Origin of the sequence: Kitasatospora sp. NPDC058170 (assembly GCF_042883905.1) — a bacterium.
Classification (GTDB): Bacteria; Actinomycetota; Actinomycetes; order Streptomycetales; family Streptomycetaceae; genus Kitasatospora.
Genome location: NZ_JBHVUV010000064.1, coordinates 1 through 19,834, shown reverse-complemented (window position 1 = coordinate 19,834; position 19,834 = coordinate 1). Strand labels below are relative to the sequence as shown.

At 73.3% G+C, this 19,834-nt stretch carries 19 protein-coding genes; 11 read left to right on the top strand and 8 right to left on the bottom strand.

What is annotated here, in order from left to right; translation table 11 throughout:
* Nucleotides 1-167: 167 nt before the first annotated feature.
* The 8 genes from ACFVVX_RS37350 to ACFVVX_RS37315 form a co-directional block, all read right to left on the bottom strand.
* A complete protein-coding gene (locus ACFVVX_RS37350; protein WP_387952578.1) occupies nucleotides 168-380 on the bottom strand; it encodes a LuxR C-terminal-related transcriptional regulator in 213 nt (70 codons plus the stop codon).
* Nucleotides 381-451: 71 nt separating this feature from the next.
* Nucleotides 452-1,318, bottom strand: coding sequence for a TauD/TfdA dioxygenase family protein (locus tag ACFVVX_RS37345; protein ID WP_387952577.1), 867 nt, complete (start codon nucleotides 1,316-1,318; stop codon nucleotides 452-454).
* A gap of 135 nt (nucleotides 1,319-1,453) precedes the next feature.
* On the bottom strand, nucleotides 1,454-2,758 hold the full coding sequence (locus tag ACFVVX_RS37340; protein ID WP_387952575.1) for an FAD-dependent oxidoreductase: 1,305 nt from the start codon (nucleotides 2,756-2,758) through the stop codon (nucleotides 1,454-1,456).
* Complete coding sequence (locus ACFVVX_RS37335) at nucleotides 2,755-4,467, bottom strand: prenyltransferase/squalene oxidase repeat-containing protein (protein WP_387952573.1); 1,713 nt, start codon at nucleotides 4,465-4,467, stop codon at nucleotides 2,755-2,757. Before ACFVVX_RS37335 ends, ACFVVX_RS37340 begins: the two co-directional genes overlap by 4 nt.
* A gap of 43 nt (nucleotides 4,468-4,510) precedes the next feature.
* Nucleotides 4,511-5,497: a UbiA family prenyltransferase gene (locus ACFVVX_RS37330; protein ID WP_387952571.1), complete on the bottom strand. Its 987-nt coding sequence runs from the start codon at nucleotides 5,495-5,497 to the stop codon at nucleotides 4,511-4,513.
* A gap of 1 nt (nucleotide 5,498) precedes the next feature.
* Nucleotides 5,499-6,524 carry a polyprenyl synthetase family protein gene (locus tag ACFVVX_RS37325; protein WP_387952569.1) on the bottom strand — a complete coding sequence of 342 codons (1,026 nt, stop codon included), beginning with the start codon at nucleotides 6,522-6,524 and terminating at the stop codon, nucleotides 5,499-5,501.
* Nucleotides 6,521-7,369 (bottom strand): fumarylacetoacetate hydrolase family protein, encoded by an 849-nt coding sequence (locus ACFVVX_RS37320; RefSeq protein ID WP_387952567.1) that lies wholly within the window; start codon nucleotides 7,367-7,369, stop codon nucleotides 6,521-6,523. Before ACFVVX_RS37320 ends, ACFVVX_RS37325 begins: the two co-directional genes overlap by 4 nt.
* A gap of 67 nt (nucleotides 7,370-7,436) precedes the next feature.
* Entirely contained in the window at nucleotides 7,437-8,633 is a 1,197-nt protein-coding gene (locus tag ACFVVX_RS37315; RefSeq protein WP_387952565.1) for a cytochrome P450, read from the bottom strand.
* A 636-nt stretch (nucleotides 8,634-9,269) separates the two neighbouring features.
* Here ACFVVX_RS37315 and ACFVVX_RS37310 point away from each other — a divergent pair.
* The 11 genes from ACFVVX_RS37310 to ACFVVX_RS37260 form a co-directional block, all read left to right on the top strand.
* Entirely contained in the window at nucleotides 9,270-10,799 is a 1,530-nt protein-coding gene (locus tag ACFVVX_RS37310; protein WP_387952563.1) for a class I adenylate-forming enzyme family protein, read from the top strand.
* Between the two features lie 2 nt (nucleotides 10,800-10,801).
* Nucleotides 10,802-11,077, top strand: coding sequence for an acyl carrier protein (locus tag ACFVVX_RS37305; RefSeq protein ID WP_387952562.1), 276 nt, complete (start codon nucleotides 10,802-10,804; stop codon nucleotides 11,075-11,077).
* Between the two features lie 101 nt (nucleotides 11,078-11,178).
* On the top strand, nucleotides 11,179-11,799 hold the full coding sequence (locus ACFVVX_RS37300; protein ID WP_387952560.1) for a flavin reductase family protein: 621 nt from the start codon (nucleotides 11,179-11,181) through the stop codon (nucleotides 11,797-11,799).
* A 47-nt stretch (nucleotides 11,800-11,846) separates the two neighbouring features.
* Nucleotides 11,847-13,055, top strand: coding sequence for a cytochrome P450 (locus tag ACFVVX_RS37295; protein WP_387952558.1), 1,209 nt, complete (start codon nucleotides 11,847-11,849; stop codon nucleotides 13,053-13,055).
* 92 nt (nucleotides 13,056-13,147) lie between these two features.
* Entirely contained in the window at nucleotides 13,148-13,999 is an 852-nt protein-coding gene (locus tag ACFVVX_RS37290) for an alpha/beta fold hydrolase (protein WP_387952556.1), read from the top strand.
* Between the two features lie 68 nt (nucleotides 14,000-14,067).
* The gene (locus tag ACFVVX_RS37285; protein WP_387952555.1) at nucleotides 14,068-14,802 is read left to right on the top strand and encodes a tryptophan 2,3-dioxygenase family protein; all 735 of its coding nucleotides are present in this window, start codon (nucleotides 14,068-14,070) and stop codon (nucleotides 14,800-14,802) included.
* Between the two features lie 38 nt (nucleotides 14,803-14,840).
* Nucleotides 14,841-16,412 (top strand): tryptophan halogenase family protein, encoded by a 1,572-nt coding sequence (locus ACFVVX_RS37280; RefSeq protein WP_387952553.1) that lies wholly within the window; start codon nucleotides 14,841-14,843, stop codon nucleotides 16,410-16,412.
* A 35-nt stretch (nucleotides 16,413-16,447) separates the two neighbouring features.
* Entirely contained in the window at nucleotides 16,448-16,702 is a 255-nt protein-coding gene (locus ACFVVX_RS37275; RefSeq protein ID WP_387952551.1) for a DUF6059 family protein, read from the top strand.
* Nucleotides 16,703-16,766: 64 nt separating this feature from the next.
* Nucleotides 16,767-17,786 (top strand): 4-hydroxy-3-methylbut-2-enyl diphosphate reductase, encoded by a 1,020-nt coding sequence (locus ACFVVX_RS37270; RefSeq protein WP_387952550.1) that lies wholly within the window; start codon nucleotides 16,767-16,769, stop codon nucleotides 17,784-17,786.
* Nucleotides 17,786-19,639: a 1-deoxy-D-xylulose-5-phosphate synthase gene (locus ACFVVX_RS37265; RefSeq protein WP_387952548.1), complete on the top strand. Its 1,854-nt coding sequence runs from the start codon at nucleotides 17,786-17,788 to the stop codon at nucleotides 19,637-19,639. Before ACFVVX_RS37270 ends, ACFVVX_RS37265 begins: the two co-directional genes overlap by 1 nt.
* Nucleotides 19,640-19,652: 13 nt before the next feature.
* Nucleotides 19,653-19,834, top strand: a 182-nt coding sequence (locus ACFVVX_RS37260) for a flavodoxin-dependent (E)-4-hydroxy-3-methylbut-2-enyl-diphosphate synthase (RefSeq protein WP_387952547.1), incomplete at its 3' end; no start/stop codon positions are given.

Genomic DNA, 19,834 nt, shown 5'->3' with positions numbered 1-19,834 from the left:
GTCTTGGCGTCCGCCCCCTGGTTGACTTCCGCGGCCGACCCCCCCCCCCCCCCCGGCGACCGCACTTTGTCCCGCGCATACTAACTGCCCGTTGGGGGCGGCCCCCCGTTATAAACAGCCGGGCGGCCGCCCCTTCGTGCGATGCCGGTCCGCTCAGGGACGGACCGTCAGAACTGGACGATCCCGGACGCGACCGCCCAGCCGATCAGGCGGGACTTGCTGGCCGCCCCGACCCGCAGCCGGGCGTCCCGCAGGTGCTCGTCGACGGTGTTCTTCGAGATGCCCAGCCGGCGAGCGGTCTCCTTCGCGGTCAGGCCGAGAACTGCGAGCCGGACCACTTCGGTCTGCCTGGGGGTGAGTAGTTGGGTTGCTCCTAGCATGACACTCAACACCTCTCACTTGCGTGCACATGAGATCGGGCCGTCCGTCGGATCCGTCGCGGGGTGGGGCGTCAGTAGGACTCCTTCGCGTTCATCCGGCCCGGCGCGTAGCGCTCCCCCGGCTTGGGCCGGTACTGCTCCCAGCGGGCGTCGTTCCCGGTGGGGGTGTCGCCGAGGACGACGACGCGGTAGCCCGTGCGGCGCTCCGCGTAGTCGTCGACGGCGTAGTGCTGGGTGACCCGGTTGTCCCAGATCGCCACGTCGCCCGGCCGCCACTGGTAGCGGCAGGTGAACTGCGGCGAGGTGGCGAACTCGGTGAGGTACTGCAGGAGCGCGTCGCTCTCGTTGCGGCTGAGCTGGGCGATGTGCGAGGTGTGGGCCCGGTTCACGAACAGGGCCCGGCGCCCGGTCTCCGGGTGGACCCGGACGACGGGGTGCTCCGCCCGGCTCTCCAGCCCCGGAATGCGGATGGCGTGGACCGCGGTCAGCCCGTCCAGCAGCTCCCGCAGCGGGGCGGACAGCGCCTCGTAGGCCAGGTACTGGTTCGACCACATGGTGTCGCCGCCCACGCCGGGGCTGCGGACGATCTGCAGCACGGACCCGATCGGCGGGTTCGGCGAGTAGGTCATGTCGGTGTGCCAGATGGGGATCTTGCCGTCCTGCTCCGAGTCGATGATCTGGATCTCGGGGTGCCCGTCGAGGTGGGGCAGGTAGGGGTGGACCTCCAGCTCCCCGAAGCGCCGTCCGAAGGCGGTGCGCGACTCGGGCGACCACCCCTGCTGGTCCGGGACGAAGAGCACCAGGTGCTCCAGCAGCAGCCGGCGCAGTTCGGCGAACTGCTCGTCCGTGATCGCCTCCAGGCGCAGCCCGTGGATCTCCGCGCCCAGAGCCGCGGTCAGCGGACGGACCTCGAAGGCCGCCTTGCGTGTGTCCGACATCGTGTCAACCCTTCCAGTCGTTGCGGCTGTTCCAGCCCTGCACGGTTCCTGCCTGCGCGGTTCCTGTCCTGCACGCTTCCCGTCCTGCGCGGTTCCCGTCCGGCACGGTGCCGTCCCGTGCACCGCGGACCCCGGTCATCTCGCACCGAGGAGGGGCATCGCCGCCCGGCGCTCGGGCAGCACCCCGAACTGGACGAGCCGGTCCAGCGGGCCGAGCGGACGCATGCCGAGGCCCGACATGTTGTAGGTCGTCAGATAGCGCAGCCGCCCGCTCCGAGCCGTCCCGCTGAGCAGCCGCCGGCCGAACACCCGCCCGCTGCGCGAGGTGCTGGTCATCATCCGCGCGGCGTTGTGGCTCATGGTGTGGATGCCCTTGATCCGCTCCAGGCGTTCCGTCTCGTAGGCGCGCAGTGCCGCGTCGGCCGCCGTCCGGCTCGCGAGGTCCGCGCCGGCCAGCCGGGAGGCGAGCGCGGCCGCGTCGCCGATGGCCGTGTTCATCCCCTGCGCCGCGAGCGGATGCACGCCGTGCGCGGCCTCCCCGATCAGCGCGATGCCCGGCCGCACCAGGGAGGGTGCGCGGAACTGGAACACCGGCAGCAGCTGCCGGCTGTCCAGACCGTCCTGGAGCGCCCCGGCCAGCGGGCCGATCGCGGGCACGTCGGCGAGGAGCGCCTCGCACCACTGGCGCAGCCGCGCCCGGTCGGCCTTCCGCAGCTCGTCCGCCGCCACCTGGACGTAGACCCGGATCCGGTCGTCCGGCAGCGGATAGACCATCACCAGCCCGCGGTCGGTGACGTAGGCGGACACCTCGTCGGCCACCGGTGGCTTCCCGGAGAGTTCGAGGCAGAGCAGCCGGTGGCCGTACGCCACCGGGTCCGCGGTCATCCCGGAGAGCCGGCGCAGGCGCGAGGACCTGCCGTCGGCGGCCAGCACGACCCGGGCCCGGATCTCGCGCCCGCCACCGCCGGTCCGCACGCCGGCGACGCGGCCGTGCTCGTCCCTCAGGAGGTCGTCGACCAGGACGCCGCCCTCGCGGCGCACGGTGGGGCCCAGGGACTCGCCCAGGCACTCCAGGATCGTCGCGTAGTCGTGGGCCAGCATCCAGGAGCGCTCGGTGTCGAGCTGGCCGAAGTCCATGGCGAGCAGTTCGGAGCCGTCGCTCCGCCGGGCGACCAGGCGGTTGAGCCGCACCGCCCGCCTGGCCTCCAGCGCCCCGAGCACACCCCAGTCGTGCAGGAGGTTCAGCGAGCCCGGCTGGAGGACCTCGCCCTTCGCGACCGGGGGCTGGTACCGCTGCTTCTCCACCAGCAGGACGTCGAGTCCGAGCCGGCCGAGCGCGCAGGCCGCCGCCAGGCCGGCGACCCCGGCGCCGCAGATCACGATGTCCGCGTCCACCGGACCGGCCGGCCGCTGCCCTGTCGTCCGCTGCCCTGCCGTCACCGTGCCTCCCTTCCCTCGTGGCGGTCGGCCGCCAGGGCGGTCCGGTAGCTTCCCAGTGCCTTCAGCGCGAGTCCGTGGACGATCAGGCCGTCCACGTAGTAGGCGAAGTTCCGGATGTGCATGCAGACCTGCCCGGCCTGCCACAGGCCGTCCGGCTGCTGCGCCGCCAGGATCCAGTCGGCCGCGCCGCGCACCTGCGGGTCGTCGGCCGGCATCCCGGAGGCGAGCAGCGCCCGCAGGGCCCAGGCGGTCTCCTCGACCGTCCCCGGCGAGGGGTCGTCGCCGGGTGTCCCGGTCTCGCCCGGGCCCCAGGAGCCGTCCGCGAGCCGTCCGCGCAGCAGGGCCTCGCGGGCCCGCCGGGCCACCGGGTGGCCGGCGAGTCCGGCCCGGCCGAAGGCGACCAGCGCCAGGGAGGTCCCCGCGGTGAGGCCCCGGTACCACAGGGCCTCGTAGCCGCCGTCCGGCCGCTGGTGGGTGAGCAGCCAGTCCAGGGCGCGGCGCACCGCGGGGTCGTCCGGCGAGGCGCCGCCGTCCAGCAGGGCCTCGACGGACTGGGCGGTGACGTAGGGGCAGGGGCCGTCGTTCGGCAGCGTGGTGTCGGGCACGAAGGTCCCCCACGATCCCGTGCGGTCCTGCCGGGACTCCAGCCAGCGCAGCCCGCGGCGCAGTTCTCCACCGCCCTCCTCGCCCGCGGGGGCGAGCGCGGACAGCACGTTGGCGCTGTCGAGGAAGTTCGGCCAGCCGCGGGGCCCCTCCCAGCCCCAGCCGCCGGGCGGGGCGTCGAAGACGGGGAACGCCTGGTCCTGCTGGCATCCGCGCAGCCACTGCCGGGCCCGGACCAGGCGTTCGTCGTCGGTGTAGCCGGCGTCCGCCAGGCCGCGGGCCACGTAGGAGCCGCCGATCAGGTCGAGGCCCTGCATGATGTGCCAGGAGCCGTCGGGCTGCACGGTGGACCGGAGGTAGCCGACGGCCTCGGCGACGGCCGCGGGCGGGGCCCCGGCGCAGCTGAGGCCGATGCAGACCACCGCGACCAGCCAGTTGTCGCCGCCGTACCCGCCGCGCTGGTTCTCGCCCCGTTCCACCTGGGCGAGCGCGCGCAGTCCGGCCTGCCGGGACGCGCGCCACAGCAGGCGGCCGAGCCCGGTCGGCGGGCTGTGGCGGGCCTGGATGAACGCCATCGCAACGAACGGCGCCACCCGGAAGGAGAGCCGGCCGCGCCACAACCGCGGGGGCAGCAGGAGCAGTTCGAGGGGGATGCGCCGGGAGCCGGTCAGGTCCTCGAGGCCCGCGAGGGCGAGGAAGGTCCTGGCCATGTGGGCCATGCCGGGATCGGTGAGGGCCTCGAGTCCGCCCTGCGAGCGCACCAGGTCCAGGGCCCGGCGCACGGACTCGCGGTGTCCGTCCCGGTCCAGCAGGTGCAGGGTCGCGGCCGCGACCACGGTGGGGATCAGTTGGGGGGTGGCGCCGGCGGTGCCGCCCCACCCTCCGTCGGGGCCCTGGGCGGACCGCAGCCACCGGGCCCCGCGGTCGATCAGGTCGCGGGAGCGCTCCGGGTCAGCGATGTGCAGGGCGGCCAGCGCGCCGGCCGTGCCCAGGACGGCGGTGGGGCGCCGGTTGGGCCAGTATCCCTCCGGCCGCTGGGCGTCGAACAGGGTCTCGGCGGCGTGCGCGATCGACGCCTCGACACGGGTGTCCACGGCTGAGCTCACGGGAAACGTCTCTCCTTGCTCCCTCGTCAGGGGTCGGCTCGGTTCAGTGGGCGGGTTGTGCGCGGTCCTCCGGGACGAACTCGTGCCCGGAGCGCATCGCGCGCTGGGTGGTGACGGTGAGGACGAGCACCGGGACGAGGACCCCGATCGCCGCGGGCAGTCCGAGGCCCGGGACGAGCAGGGCGTCCGCGAGGACGAGCCGCTCCGCGACCAGCACCTCGTGCGCGCGCAGGGCCGCGTGCTGGGTGAGGGTGCGGCCGGAGGCGAGGACCACCCGGAAGGCACCGCAGCCGGTCAGGGCGGCCAGGAGCACCACGAGGAGGTAGGCCGCGGGGTCGCGCGGCACCAGCGCCGCCCCCGCCGCCGCGGTCGCGACGGCCAGGCCGTAGAGGGCCGCCGCCGTCCGCCCGGCCGTCCGCAGCCCTCGGCGCACGGCGAAGGTGGCGTAGCCGCCCTCGCGGTCCCCGGCGACGTCGCGCAGGGTGCCGACGAGGTTCGAGGCGGCGTCGTGCGCCCAGAACACCAGGACGAACGGCAGCAGTTCGGCGGGCGGGAGCGGGACGGCCGTCATCGTGCCGAAGGCGAAGGCCGCGCCGGTGAGGGCTCCGCGGACGATGTTGCCCCAGATCCCGCGCGCCTTGAAGAGGCCGTTGTAGGCGAGCGCCCCGCCGATGCCGATCGCCAGCAGCAGGGCGGTGCGCCAGTTGACGGCCAGCGCGGCGGCGCAGGCCGCGGCGGCCAGGGCGGCGCCGCAGGCGAGCGCCGCCCCGGGCCGCAGCCGGCCCGACGGGATGGGCCGCTGCGGCTTGCTGATGGCGTCGAGGTCCCGGTCGAGGTAGTCGCCGAGGTAGTGGGCGGCCGTCCAGACCGCGGTGGGCACGAACCAGGCGGCGAGCAGTCGGGCGTCGGCGTGCGGGTCGGCGGCCAGGGTCGCGCCGGCGAGCCCGACCAGGCCGGGGTACCAGATCGTGTAGGGGCGCCAGGTGCGCAGGTGCGCGTCGAGTGTGCGGACGAGCCGGGTGGCGCCCATGTCAGAACGCGCGCCGGGACGCGTAGCCCGCGATCTCCGCGAGCATGTCGGTGCTCTCGCCCGCCGGAAGGCCGGTGAGGCGTCCCTGTGCGTCGGTGATCAGGTCCGTGGCGACCTGTTCGGCCGTCTCCCGGCCGCCGGTGGTCTCGACGATCGTCCGGAGCAGGGCGAAGGCTTCGTCGACGGGGAACTCCCCCTGGAACGCCTGCTCCAGCTGCTTGCGCTCGCCGTCCGTGGCCCGCTGGTAGGCCAGCAGGACCGGCAGGGTCGGCCGGCGGTTCTGCAGGTCGCTCTCCCGGGGCTTGCCGATGAACGCGGCGGTGTCGTCGAAGGCGAGCAGGTCGTCCCGGATCTGGAAGGCGGTGCCCAGGTTCATGCCGAACGCGCCCAGGTCGTCGATCCAGTCCTGCCGGTCGGTGCCGAGGATGGCCCCGATCCGGCAGGCCGACTCGAAGAGCACCCCGGTCTTCAGCTGAGCCATCGTCAGGTACTGGTCCGCGGTGCACTCCAGGTCGCCGACGAACTCGGACTCCAGCAGCTGGCCGCGGCACAGGCCCACCCCGGCCGTGGCCATGACCGAGGTCACCGCCACGATGTCGGCGTCCGAGACGCCGGCGGGCCGGGAGCCGGTCAGGGCGACGAAGGTCTCCAGGATCAGGCCGTCCCCGGCGACGATGGCGGCGGGCACGCCGAAGGCCGCCTTGACGGAGGGGCGGCCGCGGCGCACGTCGTCCTCGTCGATGATGTCGTCGTGGATCAGGGTGGCGACGTGCAGGTACTCGATGGCGAGGGCCAGTTCGGCCAGGCCCTCCGGGTTTCCGCCGACGCACCGGGCCGCTTCGAGCACCAGGAGCGGGCGCAGCAGCTTTCCGGCCGGGACCAGTGCGTACTCGGCGATCCTGCCGACCTGGTCGCGGCGTCCGCCCCAGATGTCGAGCAGGTCGCGCTGCAGCGCGTCACCGCCGGCCAGGAACGAGGCGAGGCCCGACAGTTCGGCTTCGCGCGTCACGTTGTTGACGATCGTCATCTCTCGTACTGCCCTTCGTCCGGAATGCCGACGGTCGTGGTGAGGGTGCCGATGTCCTTGATCGCGACCTCGACCCTGCTGCCGATGGGCAGTGGGCCCGAGCCCGCGGGAGTCCCGGTGAGGATCACGTCGCCGGGCAGCAGCGTCATGTGCTGGCTGACCGCGGCGATCACCTCGCGCACCGGGGTGAGGAGGCCGCTGGTACTGGCGCGCTGCACGGTCTCGCCGTCGACGGTGCAGGTGATCTCGGCGTCCTCCGGGTCGAGGTCCGTGGCGAGCCAGGGGCCGAGCGGGGTGAAGCCGTCGAAGTGCTTGGCCCAGACCGGCGGGTGGCCCGTCCGGGCCGGGTCCCCGGAGCCGTCCGCCGGCGGTTTCGCGTACGCCGTGAGGTCGTTGGCGCAGGTGTACCCGGCCACGACCCGGGCGGCCTGGTCCGGTGGCACCCGGGTGCAGCGCACGCCGATCACCACGGCCAGCTCGGCCTCGTACTTCAACTCCCATGCTGTGCCCGGGTGGTGCACCGTCGCACCGTGGGCGGCCAGCGAGGACGGCGGTTTGAGGACGACGGCGCAGGAGGCGGCGCCGGTGGGACCCCGGCCGGCGGACGGCAGGTGGCCGTCCGGCGCGCGGTTGAGTGCGACGCAGGCGATCTTGCTCGGCTCGGCCGGGGGCAGGACGGTGACCTCGTCGAGCGGGCGCGCCCGACCGGCGCCGTCCACCCAGCGGCCGGCCGTCCGGTCGTACGCGACGGGGACGACGGCGGGGCCGCCGGGGCCCTGCTCCAGCCGTCCGTATCCGGGGCGGCCGTGATCGGCCGCATGATCGATATATCGACATATGAGCATGCGCAGTGAACCTTCCTGGCCGGGTCGACCGGGGTGGTGCGGACCTCGTCCGGGTACCGGACGGTCCTCACCAGGCGACGGGCAGCTCCTGCAGGCCCAGGGTGACGTGGCCGCCGCGCCAGCGCAGGCTCTCGGCCGGCACCGCCAGGCGCAGGTCCGGGAAGCGCCGGAGGACCGCCGAGAACACCGTCGTCAGTTCGAGCCGCGCGAGCGCGGCCCCGAGGCAGTGGTGGGCGCCGTGCCCGAACGCGAGGTGCGGGTTCGGCTGCCGCGCGATGTCGAACCGCGCGGCGTCGGGGAAGACCGCCTCGTCGCGGTTGGCGGCGTTGACGGAGACCTGGACCAGCTCGCCCGCGCGCACCGGCTGCCCGCTCAGCAGGACGTCCTCGGTCGCCACCTGGACCCGGTTGAGGTCGACGACCGGCTGGTGGCGGAGGATCTCCTCGACCGCGCCGTCCAGGAGGGAGGGATCCTCCCGCAGCGCCGCCAACTGGTCGCCGTGGCGCAGGAGTCGGAGCAGTCCTGCGCTGATCGCGGTCTGTGTCGTCTCCAGGCCGCCGGCGAGGATCACGATCGCCAGCGTGACGAGCTCCTGGTAGCCGAGCCTGCCCTCCTCGTCGTGGGCGTGGACCAGGGAGCTCAGCACGTCGGCGTCCGCGCGGCCGCCCTGCCGGAGGGCCGCGCGCTTCTCCTCCACCGTCCGGGTCACGTGGGTGCTGAGATCCCGCCACGCCTCCTGGTCGAGGCCGCCGGCGCCCACGGTGGTGATCCGGTCGCACAGACGGGCGAGCGCGTCGTGGTCGGCGGTCGGGAACCCGAGCAGCTCGCAGATGAGGACGGCCGGCAGCGGCGCGGCGACGTGGCGCACCAGGTCCGCGGGCGGCCCCTCCTTCTCCAGGCCGTCGAGCAGACTCTCCGTCAACTCCTCGACCCGCCCGCGCATTCCGTCGATCTGGCGGACGGCGAACGCCCGGGAGACCAGGCCGCGGAGTTCGAGGTGCGGGCGACCGTCCATGTTCACCGTGCGCATCGCGGCGCCGCCCCCGGCGGCGGGTGCCCCGGCTGCGGCCGAGGCCAGGTCCCGGGTGAACCCCGTGCCGGAGAGCACCGTGCGCACGTCGTCGTGGCGGGTCACCAGCCAGGCGGTCCTCCCGTCCGGCAGACGGACGCGGGAGACGGGCTCCGCGCAGCGTAACCGGTCGAGTTCGGGCGGGACCTCGCCCGCGTGGTCGGCAGCACTGGGGTAGTCGGCGACGTGATCCACAGGATGAATTCCGATCTGCGCACGCTCGCTGCGGAGCGCGCGCCGAAGCAGCCCGCGGCAGGGTGCACCGCGCGGCACGGGCAGACAGGGAATATCGATGGATGTATGTCAGAGGGAAATGGCCGAAAGTCGGCGAGGGTTCGACCCCGGGAACTCCACGGGGGCACCGGCCACGGCCACGGGAATACAGGCAAAGGCCTGTAAGGTGATGTCAAACGCCATTTCAGACCCCCGTGGCTAGAGCTCGTCGGTCGCGACACCGCGCCCCGGAACCGAAGATCCGGTCGGCCCGGATTACTTTCGCTTGTATCGCTTGCGTATCAATGGCAACACTGCCCCGCGACCCCTGCCGCAACAACCCTCATTTTCGGGGGTATACGGTCGCCGGGGAATGCGCTACAATCCGCCCCCACCGCTCGCCCGGATGTGCAGACATCGGCGACTCGCCCCTTTCGCCCATTCCGTCCGGATACCTGTGGCGGCCCGGCTCAAGGGGGCCCGCACATTAACAGACGACCCTTCGGACGGGTACCCCAGCAAAGTGAGGGTTGTTGGCTCCGGACCCGTCCCGGCAGTGTGCCTGTTGCTGATCACAGACACGAAAGCCGAGACAGGGGAGGTCCGCCGATGTCCTGGATGGCTCTGCTTCTGGAGCGAGGCCGGCAGCGCCACGGCGAGCGGATCGCCGTCCGCGACGGCGACCGCCACATCACCTACGCGGAGCTGGACCGCCGGACCGACCACCTCGCCGGAGCCCTCCTGGCCCTGGGCGTCGAACGCGGCCACCGGGTCGCGGTGGTCTCGCACAACCGCCTGGAGGTGTTCGAGACCTACTTCGCGCTGGGGAAGATCGGCGCGGCCGCCGTCCCCCTCCACTACACCGCCGTGGCCGAGGAGGTGGCCGCCGCCGTCCGGCGGTACGAGGTCTCGGCGATCGTCGGCGAGGCCGGCCTGCCGGGAACCGCCGGCTCCGCCGCCGGACTCCCCGTCCTGCACTACGACACCGAGGAGTACCGGCGGGCCGTCTCCGACGCCCCCGCCCGACCGCCGGGCGACGACGTCCCCGACGACGAACCGGCGTTCATCCTGCAGACCTCCGCGACGACCGGCGACCCCAAGGGCGTCTGCATCGACCACCGCTCCCTGCGGTCCGTGGCCCTGGGCTACCAGGCCGACGTCCGGCCGGACCCGGACCAGGTCCTCCTCCACTGCGGGCCGCTGTCCCACGGGGCGATGGTGATCCCCCTCATCTACCTGGCCTCGGGCGCGACCGTCTCGCTCATGCGGATGTTCAGCCCGCAGGAGTGCCTCGCCACGATCCGCCGCCACCAGGTGACCCACCTGTTCCTGGTGCCGGACATGCTCCGCTACCTGCTGAAGTCCCGCAGGCCCGGGTCGGCCGCGCCGTCCGGCCTCCGGGAGATCATCTACGGCGCGGCACCGATGCCGCGCCCGCTGCTCCTGGAGGCGCACGCGGCGTTCGGCTGCGGGTTCCGCCAGCTGTACGGCCTGACGGAGGCGGGCGGCCCCGTGGTGACCCTGCCGCCCGCCGACCACGACTACACGCCGGGGGAGGCCCGCGGCCGCGCCGCCTCCATCGGCCGGGCGACCATGGGCACGGTGTTCCGCAGCCTCGACGACGAGGAACACGCCTCCCCCACCGGGCGGATCGGCGAACTGTGGGTGCGCAGCCCCGCCGTCATGCGCGCGTACTGGAAGGACCCCGAGGCCACCGCAGAGGTCCTGCGCGACGGCTGGATTCGCACCGGGGACCTCGGCACGGTCGACGAAGAGGGCTACATCCACCTCACCGGGCGGGTGAAGGACGTCATCATCCGGGGCGGCCAGAAGGTCTACCCCGCCGAGGTCGAACAGGTACTGCTCCACCACCCGGACGTTCACGAAGTATGCGTGGTCGCGGTACCCGACGCCGAATGGGGCGAATCACCCGTCGCCTATGTCGTGACAACCCGGCAGGACGCCGAACTTCCGGACTCCCTAAGGGAGCTGGCGCGCCGGCAGCTGAGCCGGTACAAGCGACCGGCGGAATTCCGGACCGTTTCGGCGCTGCCGCGCAATGCCGCCGGAAAGATCGACCGGCGCGCGCTGCGCGCCACTGCGGCCGGGACGGCGGCCGGAACCGCCCGGCCCGGACAGGAGGACTGAGAATGGGAAACGCCGGCTCGGAAAACGTCCTCGCCCGTCTTGAGGAAATCCTCGCGGAGGTCTGGGACGACCATGCGGAGGGCGAGCCGATCGACCGCGGGGCCTCGCTCCTGGAACTCGGCGTCGACTCGCTGACGCTGATGATCCTGCTCGACCGGATGGAAGGCGAGTTCCACGTCGCATGGGACCCGGAGCATCCTCCCTCCGCCTTCAGTTCGCTGCTGTCCCTCGCCGGATCCGTGACCGCGGAACAGTCGGACGGCGCCGCACGGACATGACGTCCGGGTGGTCCGGGCCGGGAGCGGCGGAACGGCCGACGGCCGCCGCCCCGAGGGCCCGACACCCGCCAGACACCAGCAGAGGATCTCTCGTGGAAGCCATGCGCACCGCTGCCGCCCGTCCCGGACCACTGCACGACGAGCACCACCCGGTCGGCGCGGACGCGTTCCGGTCGCTGATGAGCTCCTTCCCCACCGGGGTGGCGGTCGTGACGGGCACCGGCCGGGACGGCTCGCCCCGGGGCGTCACCTGTTCCTCGCTCAGCAGCGTCGCCCTCGACCCGCCGACCCTGCTCGTCTGTCTGAAGACCGGCGGCAGCACCCTGGAGGTGATCCGGACGCGGAAGTGGTTCGCGGTCAACCTGCTGAACGCGCGGGCCCGCGCCGCCGCGGAGGTGTTCTCCTCCCCCGTGGCGGACCGCTTCGCGCAGGTCCGCTGGCGGCCGACCGGGACGGCGGGGCTGCCGTGGCTGCACGAGGACGCCCTCGCCGTCGCGGAGTGCGCCGTCACCGGGCTGCACCCCGTCGGCGACCACACCGTCGTCCTCGGCGAGGTGGCGGGCCTGGAGCTCCGACCGGACGTACCGCTGCTCTACGGGATGAGGCGGTTCTCGGCCTGGCCGGCCGGACCCGCCGAGCCGCCCGGGCCCCGGCCCGGACGTGGCCCCGGCCCGACCCCGGCCCGACCTGACCCGGCCCGACCCCGACCTGACCTGACCTGACCTGACCTGACCTGACCGACCCTGACCGACCCGAGGGGGACCCCGCGATGACCGCAACCGAGCCCGGCCTCGGACTGGCCGACCAGTCCGGCGATGCCGAGGCGACCCTGGACTGGTTCCGGCGGATGAGGGCGCAGGAGCCCGTCAGCCACGACGAGCAGGCCGGCGTCTGGCACGTCTTCCGCTACGCCGAGGCCGAACAGACCCTGGCCGACCCGACCGTCTTCTCCTCCGACTTCAGCGACATCACCCCCTCCCAGGAGGACGTCGACCTCTTCTCCCGGGGCAACCTCATCCGGAAGGACCCGCCCGACCACCGCAAGCTGCGCACCCTGGTGAGCAAGGCGTTCACCCCGCGGGTGGTGGCCCGGCTCCAGCCCCGCATCACCGCCATCACCGGGGAGCTGCTGGACGCGGTCAAGGGCTCGGACCGGATCGAGGTGGTCTCGGACCTCGCCTACCCGCTGCCGGTCATCGTCATCACCGAGCTCCTGGGCATCCCCGCCGAGGACCGCGCGACCTTCCGGCGGTGGGCCGAGGACCTGGTGTCGCCGAAGGGGCAGAGCGGCGGCCTCATCCCCAACGAGGCCCGGGTCCAGTCCATGGCGGCGGTCATGCGCGAGATGAACCCGTACTGCCTGGAGCACATCCGCTCCCGGCGGGCCCGGCCGAAGGACGACCTGATCAGCGCGCTCGCGGCCGCGGAGGTGGACGGACAGCGCCTGGCGGACGAGGAGATGGTCGGCTTCGTCAGCCTGCTCCTGCTGGCCGGCCACATCACCACGACCGTCCTGCTCGGCAACTCCGTGCTCTGCCTGAGCGAGCACCCCGAGGCCGTCGCGGCCCTGCGCGCCGACCCCGGCCTGCTGCCCACCACGATCGAGGAGGTGCTCCGCTACCGGGCACCGCTGGCCCCGATGACGCGCCGGACCACCCGGGAGGTCGAGATCGGCGGCCGCACCGTCCCGGCCGGCGAGATCGTCGTCACCTGGCTCTCCTCGGCCAACCGGGACGAGCGGGTGTTCCCCGACCCGGACCGCTTCGACTTCCGCCGCAAGCCCAACCCCCACCTGAGCTTCGGACACGGGATCCACTTCTGCATCGGGGCGCCGCTGGCCCGGCTGGAGACCCGCATCGCCCTGGAGCTGATGCTCGAACGCTGGAGCGGGTTCTCGGCCGCGCCCGGCGTCGAGTTCCACGACGCCCGGGGGATCTTCGGCCCCAAACACCTGCCGCTCGACCTCAACTGGGCCTGAACCGGGCCCGATCCGGGCCACAGCCGGGCCCGGGCACCGGCCCTCCACCGCGCGGCACGGCCGTGCGAACCGATCGAAAGGACGAACCGGACATGGCGACGACCACCGAGCCGACCAGCCACCTGCTGGACCTGCCGGGCGCGCGGCTGTGCTACGAGACCAGCGGAACGGGCCCGCTGCTCCTGCTGGTCGGCGCCCCCATGGGCAGCCGGGGCTTCGCGACCATCACCCCGCTGCTCGCCGAGCACTTCACCGTCGTCACCTACGACCCGCGCGGCATCCTGCGCAGCACCGTGGAGGACCAGGACGCGGAGGTGACGCTCGACCTGCTGACCGACGACGTCGGCCACCTGCTGGCCGCGCTCGGCGACGAACCGGCGTACGTCTTCGGCAGCAGCGGCGGGGCCTCCATCGCGCTCGCGCTGCTCACCCGGTACCCGCGGCTGGTCCGCGCGGTGGTCGCCCACGAGGCGCCGCTGGTCGAACTGCTCCCGGACGGCGAGCAGTTGCGCGCCGCACTGGAGGAGGTGTGCGACACCTACGCCGGCACGGGCCGCAACGAGGCGCTGAAGAAGTACGCCGCCCTGACCGGCGTCGAACGCTTCTCCCGGCCCCCCGGCGGCGGGCGGCACGAGGTGACCGACCTGGAGTCGTTCACCCCGCCGGACGACGTCCGGGCCATCCTCGACCGGTTCTTCCTGCACATCCTGCGCCCCACCGCCTGCTACCGCCCCGATCTGGCCGCGCTGCGGGCCGCTTCCGCCCCCGTCGTGGTGGCGGGCGGCACCGACTCCAAGGGGCAGCTGTCCCACCGGGCCGCCACCGCCCTCGCCGGGGAGCTCGGCACCGCGCTCGTCGACTTCCCCGGGGACCACACGGGGTTCCAGGGCGAGCCCAAGCCCTTCGTCCGCCTGCTGCGCCAGGTACTCACCGGCACCGCCTGAGCCGACGCAGTGTCTCAGTGCCGCAGTGCCGCAGTGTCATCGACCGAGTACCGCACCTGGAGTGACTCATGACCGATCTGACCTACGCGGACTACCTGCAGGTGGACACCCTGCTCTCGCTCCAGCAGCCACGGAGCTCGGGCACGGCCGACCGCGCGGTGGTACTGGCCGAGCACTTCTTCATCGTGGCGCACCAGTCCTGCGAGCTGTGGCTCAAGCAGCTGGTCGCCGACCTCGATGCCGTGGTCGACACGCTCGCGTCCGGGTCCGCGTCCGGGTCCGGGTCCGGTGCGGCGGACCTCGAACTGAGCGCGGAGCTGCTGCGGCGGGCCGGCGACCTGCTCCGGGTGCTGCACGAGCAGGTCCTGGTGCTGGAACGCCTGCCGCTGCGGCACTTCGTCGAGTTCCGGCCCTTCCTCGGCACCGCGAGCGGAGCCCAGTCCGAGCAGTTCGCCGGGCTCGCCCGGCTGGTCGGCACCGACCGGCGGGCGGGAGCGCTGTACGAGGCGTTCACGGCCGCCGCGGAACGCTCCGGCCTCTCGGTGGCACAGGTGTGCCGACTGGGGCCCGGGGCCGGCGGGCTGCACCGGGTCGCCGAAGCTCTGCTCGACGTCGGCGACGGACTGTGGCGCTGGAAGGTCGCCCACCTCGGCCTGATGTCGCGGATGGTCGGCGGCGAGCAGGGCACCGGCGGCAGCAGCGGCATCGACTACCTGATCCGTCGGATCGTCCTTCCGTTCCCCGAACTCCGAAGCCAGCGGGGGCAGGTGCACGCCGCCGAGTTCGCGGGCAGCACGGGCTGAACCGTCCCATCGTCCACAGAAAACCAGGGTGAGGACCAATGATCTCCAGTGTGGTAATCGTCGGTGGCGGTACCGCGGGATGGATGACCGCCACGTACCTCAAGGCGGCGCTCGGCGACCGGATCGACGTGACGCTCGTCGAGTCGAAGAACGTCTCGACGATCGGCGTGGGCGAGGCCACCTTCAGCACCGTCCGGCACTTCTTCCAGTTCCTGGGGCTGGCCGAGCACGAGTGGATGCCGCAGTGCCACGCCTCCTACAAGCTCGCCATCCGCTTCGAGGACTGGCGGGCCAAGGGGCACTACTTCTACCACCCGTTCGAGCGGCCGCGGGTCGTGGAGGGCTACTCGCTCGCCGACTGGTGGCTGCACCTGCGCCCGAGCGAGCGCTTCGACCACGACGCCTCCGTGCTGGCCGCGCTGTGCGACGCCAAGAGCTCCCCCCGCCACCTCGACGGAACCATCTTCGAGCAGGACTACGCGGCGGGCCAGGGCGATCCCCGCCGCGCGGCACCGCCCGGCCAGAGCACCCAGTTCCCGTACGCCTACCACTTCGACGCCACCCTGCTGGCCCGGTTCCTGAGCGAGTTCGGGACGAAGCGCGGGGTCCGGCACGTCCGCGACGACGTGCTCGACGTCCGCCTCGACGAGGACGGCAGCATCCGCGACGTCCTCACCAAGGAGAACGGGGAGCTGGCCGGCGACCTGTTCGTCGACTGCACCGGGTTCCGCGGCCTGCTGCTGAACCAGGCGCTGGGCGTGCCGTTCGTCTCGTACCAGGACACCCTCCCGAACGACAGCGCGGTGGCCCTGCGGGTGCCGGTGGACGTGGCGGCCCGGGGCATGCGCCCGTGCACCACGGCCACCGCCCAGGACGCCGGATGGATCTGGACGATCCCGCTGCTCGACCGCCTGGGCACCGGGTACGTCTACGCCAGCGACTACTGCTCGCCGGAGGAGGCCGAACGCACCCTGCGGGAGTTCGTCGGCCCGGCGGCGGAGGACCTCACCGCCAACCACATCCGGATGAGGATCGGGCGCAGCGCCCAGTCCTGGGCGAAGAACTGCGTGGCGATCGGCCTCTCCAGCGGCTTCGTCGAACCGCTGGAGTCGACCGGCATCTTCTTCATCCAGAACGGCATCGAGCAGCTGGTCCGGCACCTCCCCGGCGGCCGCGACGACGAACGGCTCCGCGAGGCGTACAACCGGCAGGTCGGCCGGGTGATGGACGGCGTCCGCGAGTTCCTCGTCCTCCATTACTACGCCGCCGCCCGCAACGACAACCAGTACTGGCGGGACGCCAAGAGCCGCCCGCTGCCCGACGGCCTCGCCGAGCGCATCGAGCAGTGGCGCACCCGGCTGCCCGACCAGGACTCGGTCTACCCCTACTTCCACGGCTTCGAGCCGTACTCGTACTCGGCCATGCTCCTCGGGCTCGGCGGGCTGTCGACCCGGTCGCTGCCGGTGCTCTCCAAGCTCGACGACACCGCGGCGGTCCGGGAGTTCCAGCTGGTGCGCCGGCAGGCGGAGTCCCTGACCGACCGGATGCCGAGCCAGTACGCCTACCTGGCGCACCAGCACGCCGCCACCGCCGGGCGGTCCGCCTCCTGATGGACCGTCACGAAGACCGCTGGCCGATCAGATTCATGAAGTGGCTGCAGCCGGGGCTGGTGACCTTCGGCGCGTTCTGGGGCCTCAACCCGCCGTTCGAGTGGCTGACGGCGGGGGAGCCGTACCCGCCGGGGCGCGGGGCCCGCCCCCGCCCCCTCCCCGGACCCGGCCACCCGGAGCGCCTCATCCCCCATCTGCCGCTCTCACCCGCCGAGATGGCGCTGTGGAGCCAGCTCGCCTCCGGCGCCCCCGGGATCCCGGAACCCGGCCGTGCCGACCGGCTGCCCTGACCACCCGCTCCCCCGGCACCGGGTGCCCGACGGCGGACATGTCCCCTGCGTGAAAAGGACTCTGATGGTACGTCAATTACGCTCGGCGGCCTCGGCCGGAGCCGAGACCGAAGGACGGGTCGTACTGGCCCAGCCGCGAGGCTTCTGCGCCGGGGTGCGCCGCGCCATCGGCATCGTGGAGCGGGCCCTGGACCTGCACGGTGCACCGGTCTACGTCCGCAAGGAGATCGTCCACAACCACTACATCGTCTCCGAGCTGGAGAAGCGGGGCGCGGTCTTCGTCGACAGCGAGGACGAGGTGCCCGAGGGGGCGATCTGCGTGTTCTCCGCGCACGGGGTCTCGCCCGCGGTGCGGACCGGCGCCGCGCGGCGCAGCCTGGAGGTCATCGACGCCACCTGCCCGCTGGTCGCCAAGGTGCACCAGGAGGCGCTCCGGTTCGTCCGCGACGGCCGGATCATCCTGCTGGTCGGCCACGCGGGCCACGAGGAGGTCGAAGGGGTCCTCGGCGAGGCTCCCGAGCGCACCCTGGTGGTCGAGACGACCGAGGACGTGCGGCGGCTCGACCTGGCCGACGACACCCCGGTGGCCTACCTCACCCAGACCACCCTGTCGTTCGACGAGACCGCCCGGGTGGTCGAGGCGCTGCACGACCGGTTCACCGACCTGGTCGGCCCGCACGACGACGACATCTGCTACGCCAGCCAGAACCGGCAGACCGCGGTCAAGGAGCTGGCCGACGGGCAGGACCTGGTCCTGGTCGTCGGGTCCCACAACTCCAGCAACTCGCTGCGGATGGTGGAGGTGGCCCGGGAGCGGGGCTGCGCCGCGCACCTGGTGCCGGACCTCACCCACCTCGACGAGCGGTGGCTGGAGGGCGTGTCGACCGTCGGGGTCAGCTCGGGGGCCAGCGCCCCGGAGATCCTGGTCCGCGAGCTGGTCGACCGGTTGGCCGACCTCGGCTACGGCGGGGTCGAGGTCCAGCAGGGCGCCGTGGAGGACGTCGTCTTCTCCATCCCGGGGCGTCTGGCGGATCCGGTCACCGGCCGGGTGCCGCGCACTCCGCTGGCAGACGAGGTGCACTGATGCCGACCGTCGCACACGCCCATCCGGCCGGCTCGCGGCCGGCGGCCGGGGAGCACGCCGTACCGTCGCTGGAGGACCTCGGCGGACCGGCCGGTCTGCGGGCCCTCTCCCCCGACCAGGCCTGCCGACTGGCTTCGGACATCCGGACGTTCATGGTGGAGGCGGTCACCCGGACCGGTGGGCACCTCGGGCCCAACCTGGGGGTCGTCGAGCTGTCGATCGCGCTGCACCGGGTCTTCGACTCCCCCGACGACCGGATCCTCTGGGACACCGGGCACCAGGCCTACGTGCACAAGATCCTCACCGGCCGGGCCGACGGCTTCGCCACCCTCCGGCAGGCGGGCGGCCTCTCCGGCTACCCGTCGCGGCAGGAGTCCGCTCACGACGTCATCGAGAACTCGCACGCCTCGACCGTGCTGTCCTGGGCGGACGGGCTGGCCCGGGCGCACCGCCTGAGCGGCGCCGCGGACCGCGTCGTGGCGGTGATCGGCGACGGCGCGATGACCGGCGGGATGGCCTGGGAGGCCCTCAACAACATCGCGGCGGCACCGGACCGGCCGGTGATCGTCGTGCTCAACGACAACGCCCGGTCCTACGCCCCCACCACGGGTGCGCTGGCCGGCCACCTCGCGGCCCTGCGCGGCCCCGAGGCCCCGCAGGCCCTGTTCGAGCAGCTCGGGCTGGCCTACCTGGGGCCGGTCGACGGGCACGACATCGCGGCGACCGAAGCGGCACTGCGCCGCGCGGCCGCCCTCGGCCGGCCCGTCCTCGTCCACTGCGTCACCGAGAAGGGCCGCGGCCACGCCCCGGCCGAGCAGGACGAGGCGGACCGCTTCCACGCCGTCCGCGCCAGGGCCAAGCCCGGCCCGGACGGGGACGGCTCGCCCTCGTGGACGTCCGTCTTCAGCGGCGAACTGGCCGAGCTCGGCGCGACCCGGACGGACCTCGTGGCCATCACGGCGGCCATGCTCGAACCGACCGGGCTGGGCGAGTTCGCCCGCCGCTACCCCGACCGCACCGTCGACGTCGGCATCGCCGAGCAGCACGCGGTGACGGCGGCGGCGGGCCTGGCCTTCGGCGGCCTGCACCCGGTGGTGGCGGTGTACGCGACCTTCCTCAACCGGGCCTTCGACCAGCTCCTGCTCGACACCGCCCTGCACCGGGCGCCGGTGACCTTCGTCCTCGACCGCGCGGGCGTGACCGGTGACGACGGCCCCTCCCACCACGGGATGTGGGACCTGTCGCTGCTCCAGCTGGTGCCCGGGCTGCGGGTGGCCGCGCCGCGGGACGCCGCCGCCCTGCGGCGGGCCCTGCGCGAGGCGGTCGCCGTGCACGACGGGCCCACCGCCCTGCGCTTCCCCAAGGGCCGCACCGGCCCGGACATCCCGGCCGTCGAGACCGTCGGCGGCGTGGACGTCCTGCGGCGCGGTACGACACCGGACGTCCTGCTCGTCGCGGTGGGCGCGATGGCCGGGGCGTGCCTGGACGCGGCCGACCGGCTGGCCCGGCACGGCGTCGGGGTCACCGTCGTCGACCCCCGCTGGGTCAAGCCCGTCCCGCCCGCCGTGGTCGAGCTCGGCCTGCGCCACACGCTGGTCGCCACCGTCGAGGACGGCGGCCGCGCCGGTGGCGCCGGACAGGCGATCGCCCAGGCGATGGGCGATGCCGGAGCGGCGGCAGCCGTCCGCACCTTCGGGCTGCCGCAGGACTTCCTGGAGCACGGCGCGCGGGACGACATCCTGGCGCGCTGCGGGCTCTCGGGGCAGGACATCGCCCGCGCCCTGGGCGAGCTGCTCCACCCCGGCCGAGCGCGGCCGGGAACCGCCTCCGACCAGTCGACGACAACGAAGTGAGGAGCAAGGTCTCATGCCGGTAGCGCTCGGTATTCCGTCCCTGCCGCTCAAGCCGCTCGCCAAGCGCCGTGTCTCCCGGCAGATCATGGTCGGCAACGTGCCGGTCGGCGGCGACGCCCCCGTCTCGGTGCAGTCCATGACCACCACCGTGACCTCGGACATCAACGCCACGCTGCAGCAGATCGCCGAGCTCAC

Bases quoted from the DNA above. Each gene is read 5' to 3' on its own strand.
- ACFVVX_RS37345 (WP_387952577.1), bottom strand. From the start codon at position 1,318: ATGTCGGACACACGCAAGGCGGCCTTCGAGGTCCGTCCGCTGACCGCG.
- ACFVVX_RS37265 (WP_387952548.1), top strand. From the start codon at position 17,786: ATGCCGACCGTCGCACACGCCCATCCGGCCGGCTCGCGGCCGGCGGCC.
- ACFVVX_RS37325 (WP_387952569.1), bottom strand. From the start codon at position 6,524: ATGACGATCGTCAACAACGTGACGCGCGAAGCCGAACTGTCGGGCCTC.
- ACFVVX_RS37330 (WP_387952571.1), bottom strand. From the start codon at position 5,497: ATGGGCGCCACCCGGCTCGTCCGCACACTCGACGCGCACCTGCGCACC.
- ACFVVX_RS37290 (WP_387952556.1), top strand. From the start codon at position 13,148: ATGGCGACGACCACCGAGCCGACCAGCCACCTGCTGGACCTGCCGGGC.
- ACFVVX_RS37300 (WP_387952560.1), top strand. From the start codon at position 11,179: ATGCGCACCGCTGCCGCCCGTCCCGGACCACTGCACGACGAGCACCAC.
- ACFVVX_RS37275 (WP_387952551.1), top strand. From the start codon at position 16,448: ATGAAGTGGCTGCAGCCGGGGCTGGTGACCTTCGGCGCGTTCTGGGGC.
- ACFVVX_RS37305 (WP_387952562.1), top strand. From the start codon at position 10,802: ATGGGAAACGCCGGCTCGGAAAACGTCCTCGCCCGTCTTGAGGAAATC.
- ACFVVX_RS37295 (WP_387952558.1), top strand. From the start codon at position 11,847: ATGACCGCAACCGAGCCCGGCCTCGGACTGGCCGACCAGTCCGGCGAT.
- ACFVVX_RS37280 (WP_387952553.1), top strand. From the start codon at position 14,841: ATGATCTCCAGTGTGGTAATCGTCGGTGGCGGTACCGCGGGATGGATG.
- ACFVVX_RS37320 (WP_387952567.1), bottom strand. From the start codon at position 7,369: ATGCTCATATGTCGATATATCGATCATGCGGCCGATCACGGCCGCCCC.
- ACFVVX_RS37270 (WP_387952550.1), top strand. From the start codon at position 16,767: ATGGTACGTCAATTACGCTCGGCGGCCTCGGCCGGAGCCGAGACCGAA.
- ACFVVX_RS37285 (WP_387952555.1), top strand. From the start codon at position 14,068: ATGACCGATCTGACCTACGCGGACTACCTGCAGGTGGACACCCTGCTC.
- ACFVVX_RS37350 (WP_387952578.1), bottom strand. From the start codon at position 380: ATGCTAGGAGCAACCCAACTACTCACCCCCAGGCAGACCGAAGTGGTC.
- ACFVVX_RS37310 (WP_387952563.1), top strand. From the start codon at position 9,270: ATGGCTCTGCTTCTGGAGCGAGGCCGGCAGCGCCACGGCGAGCGGATC.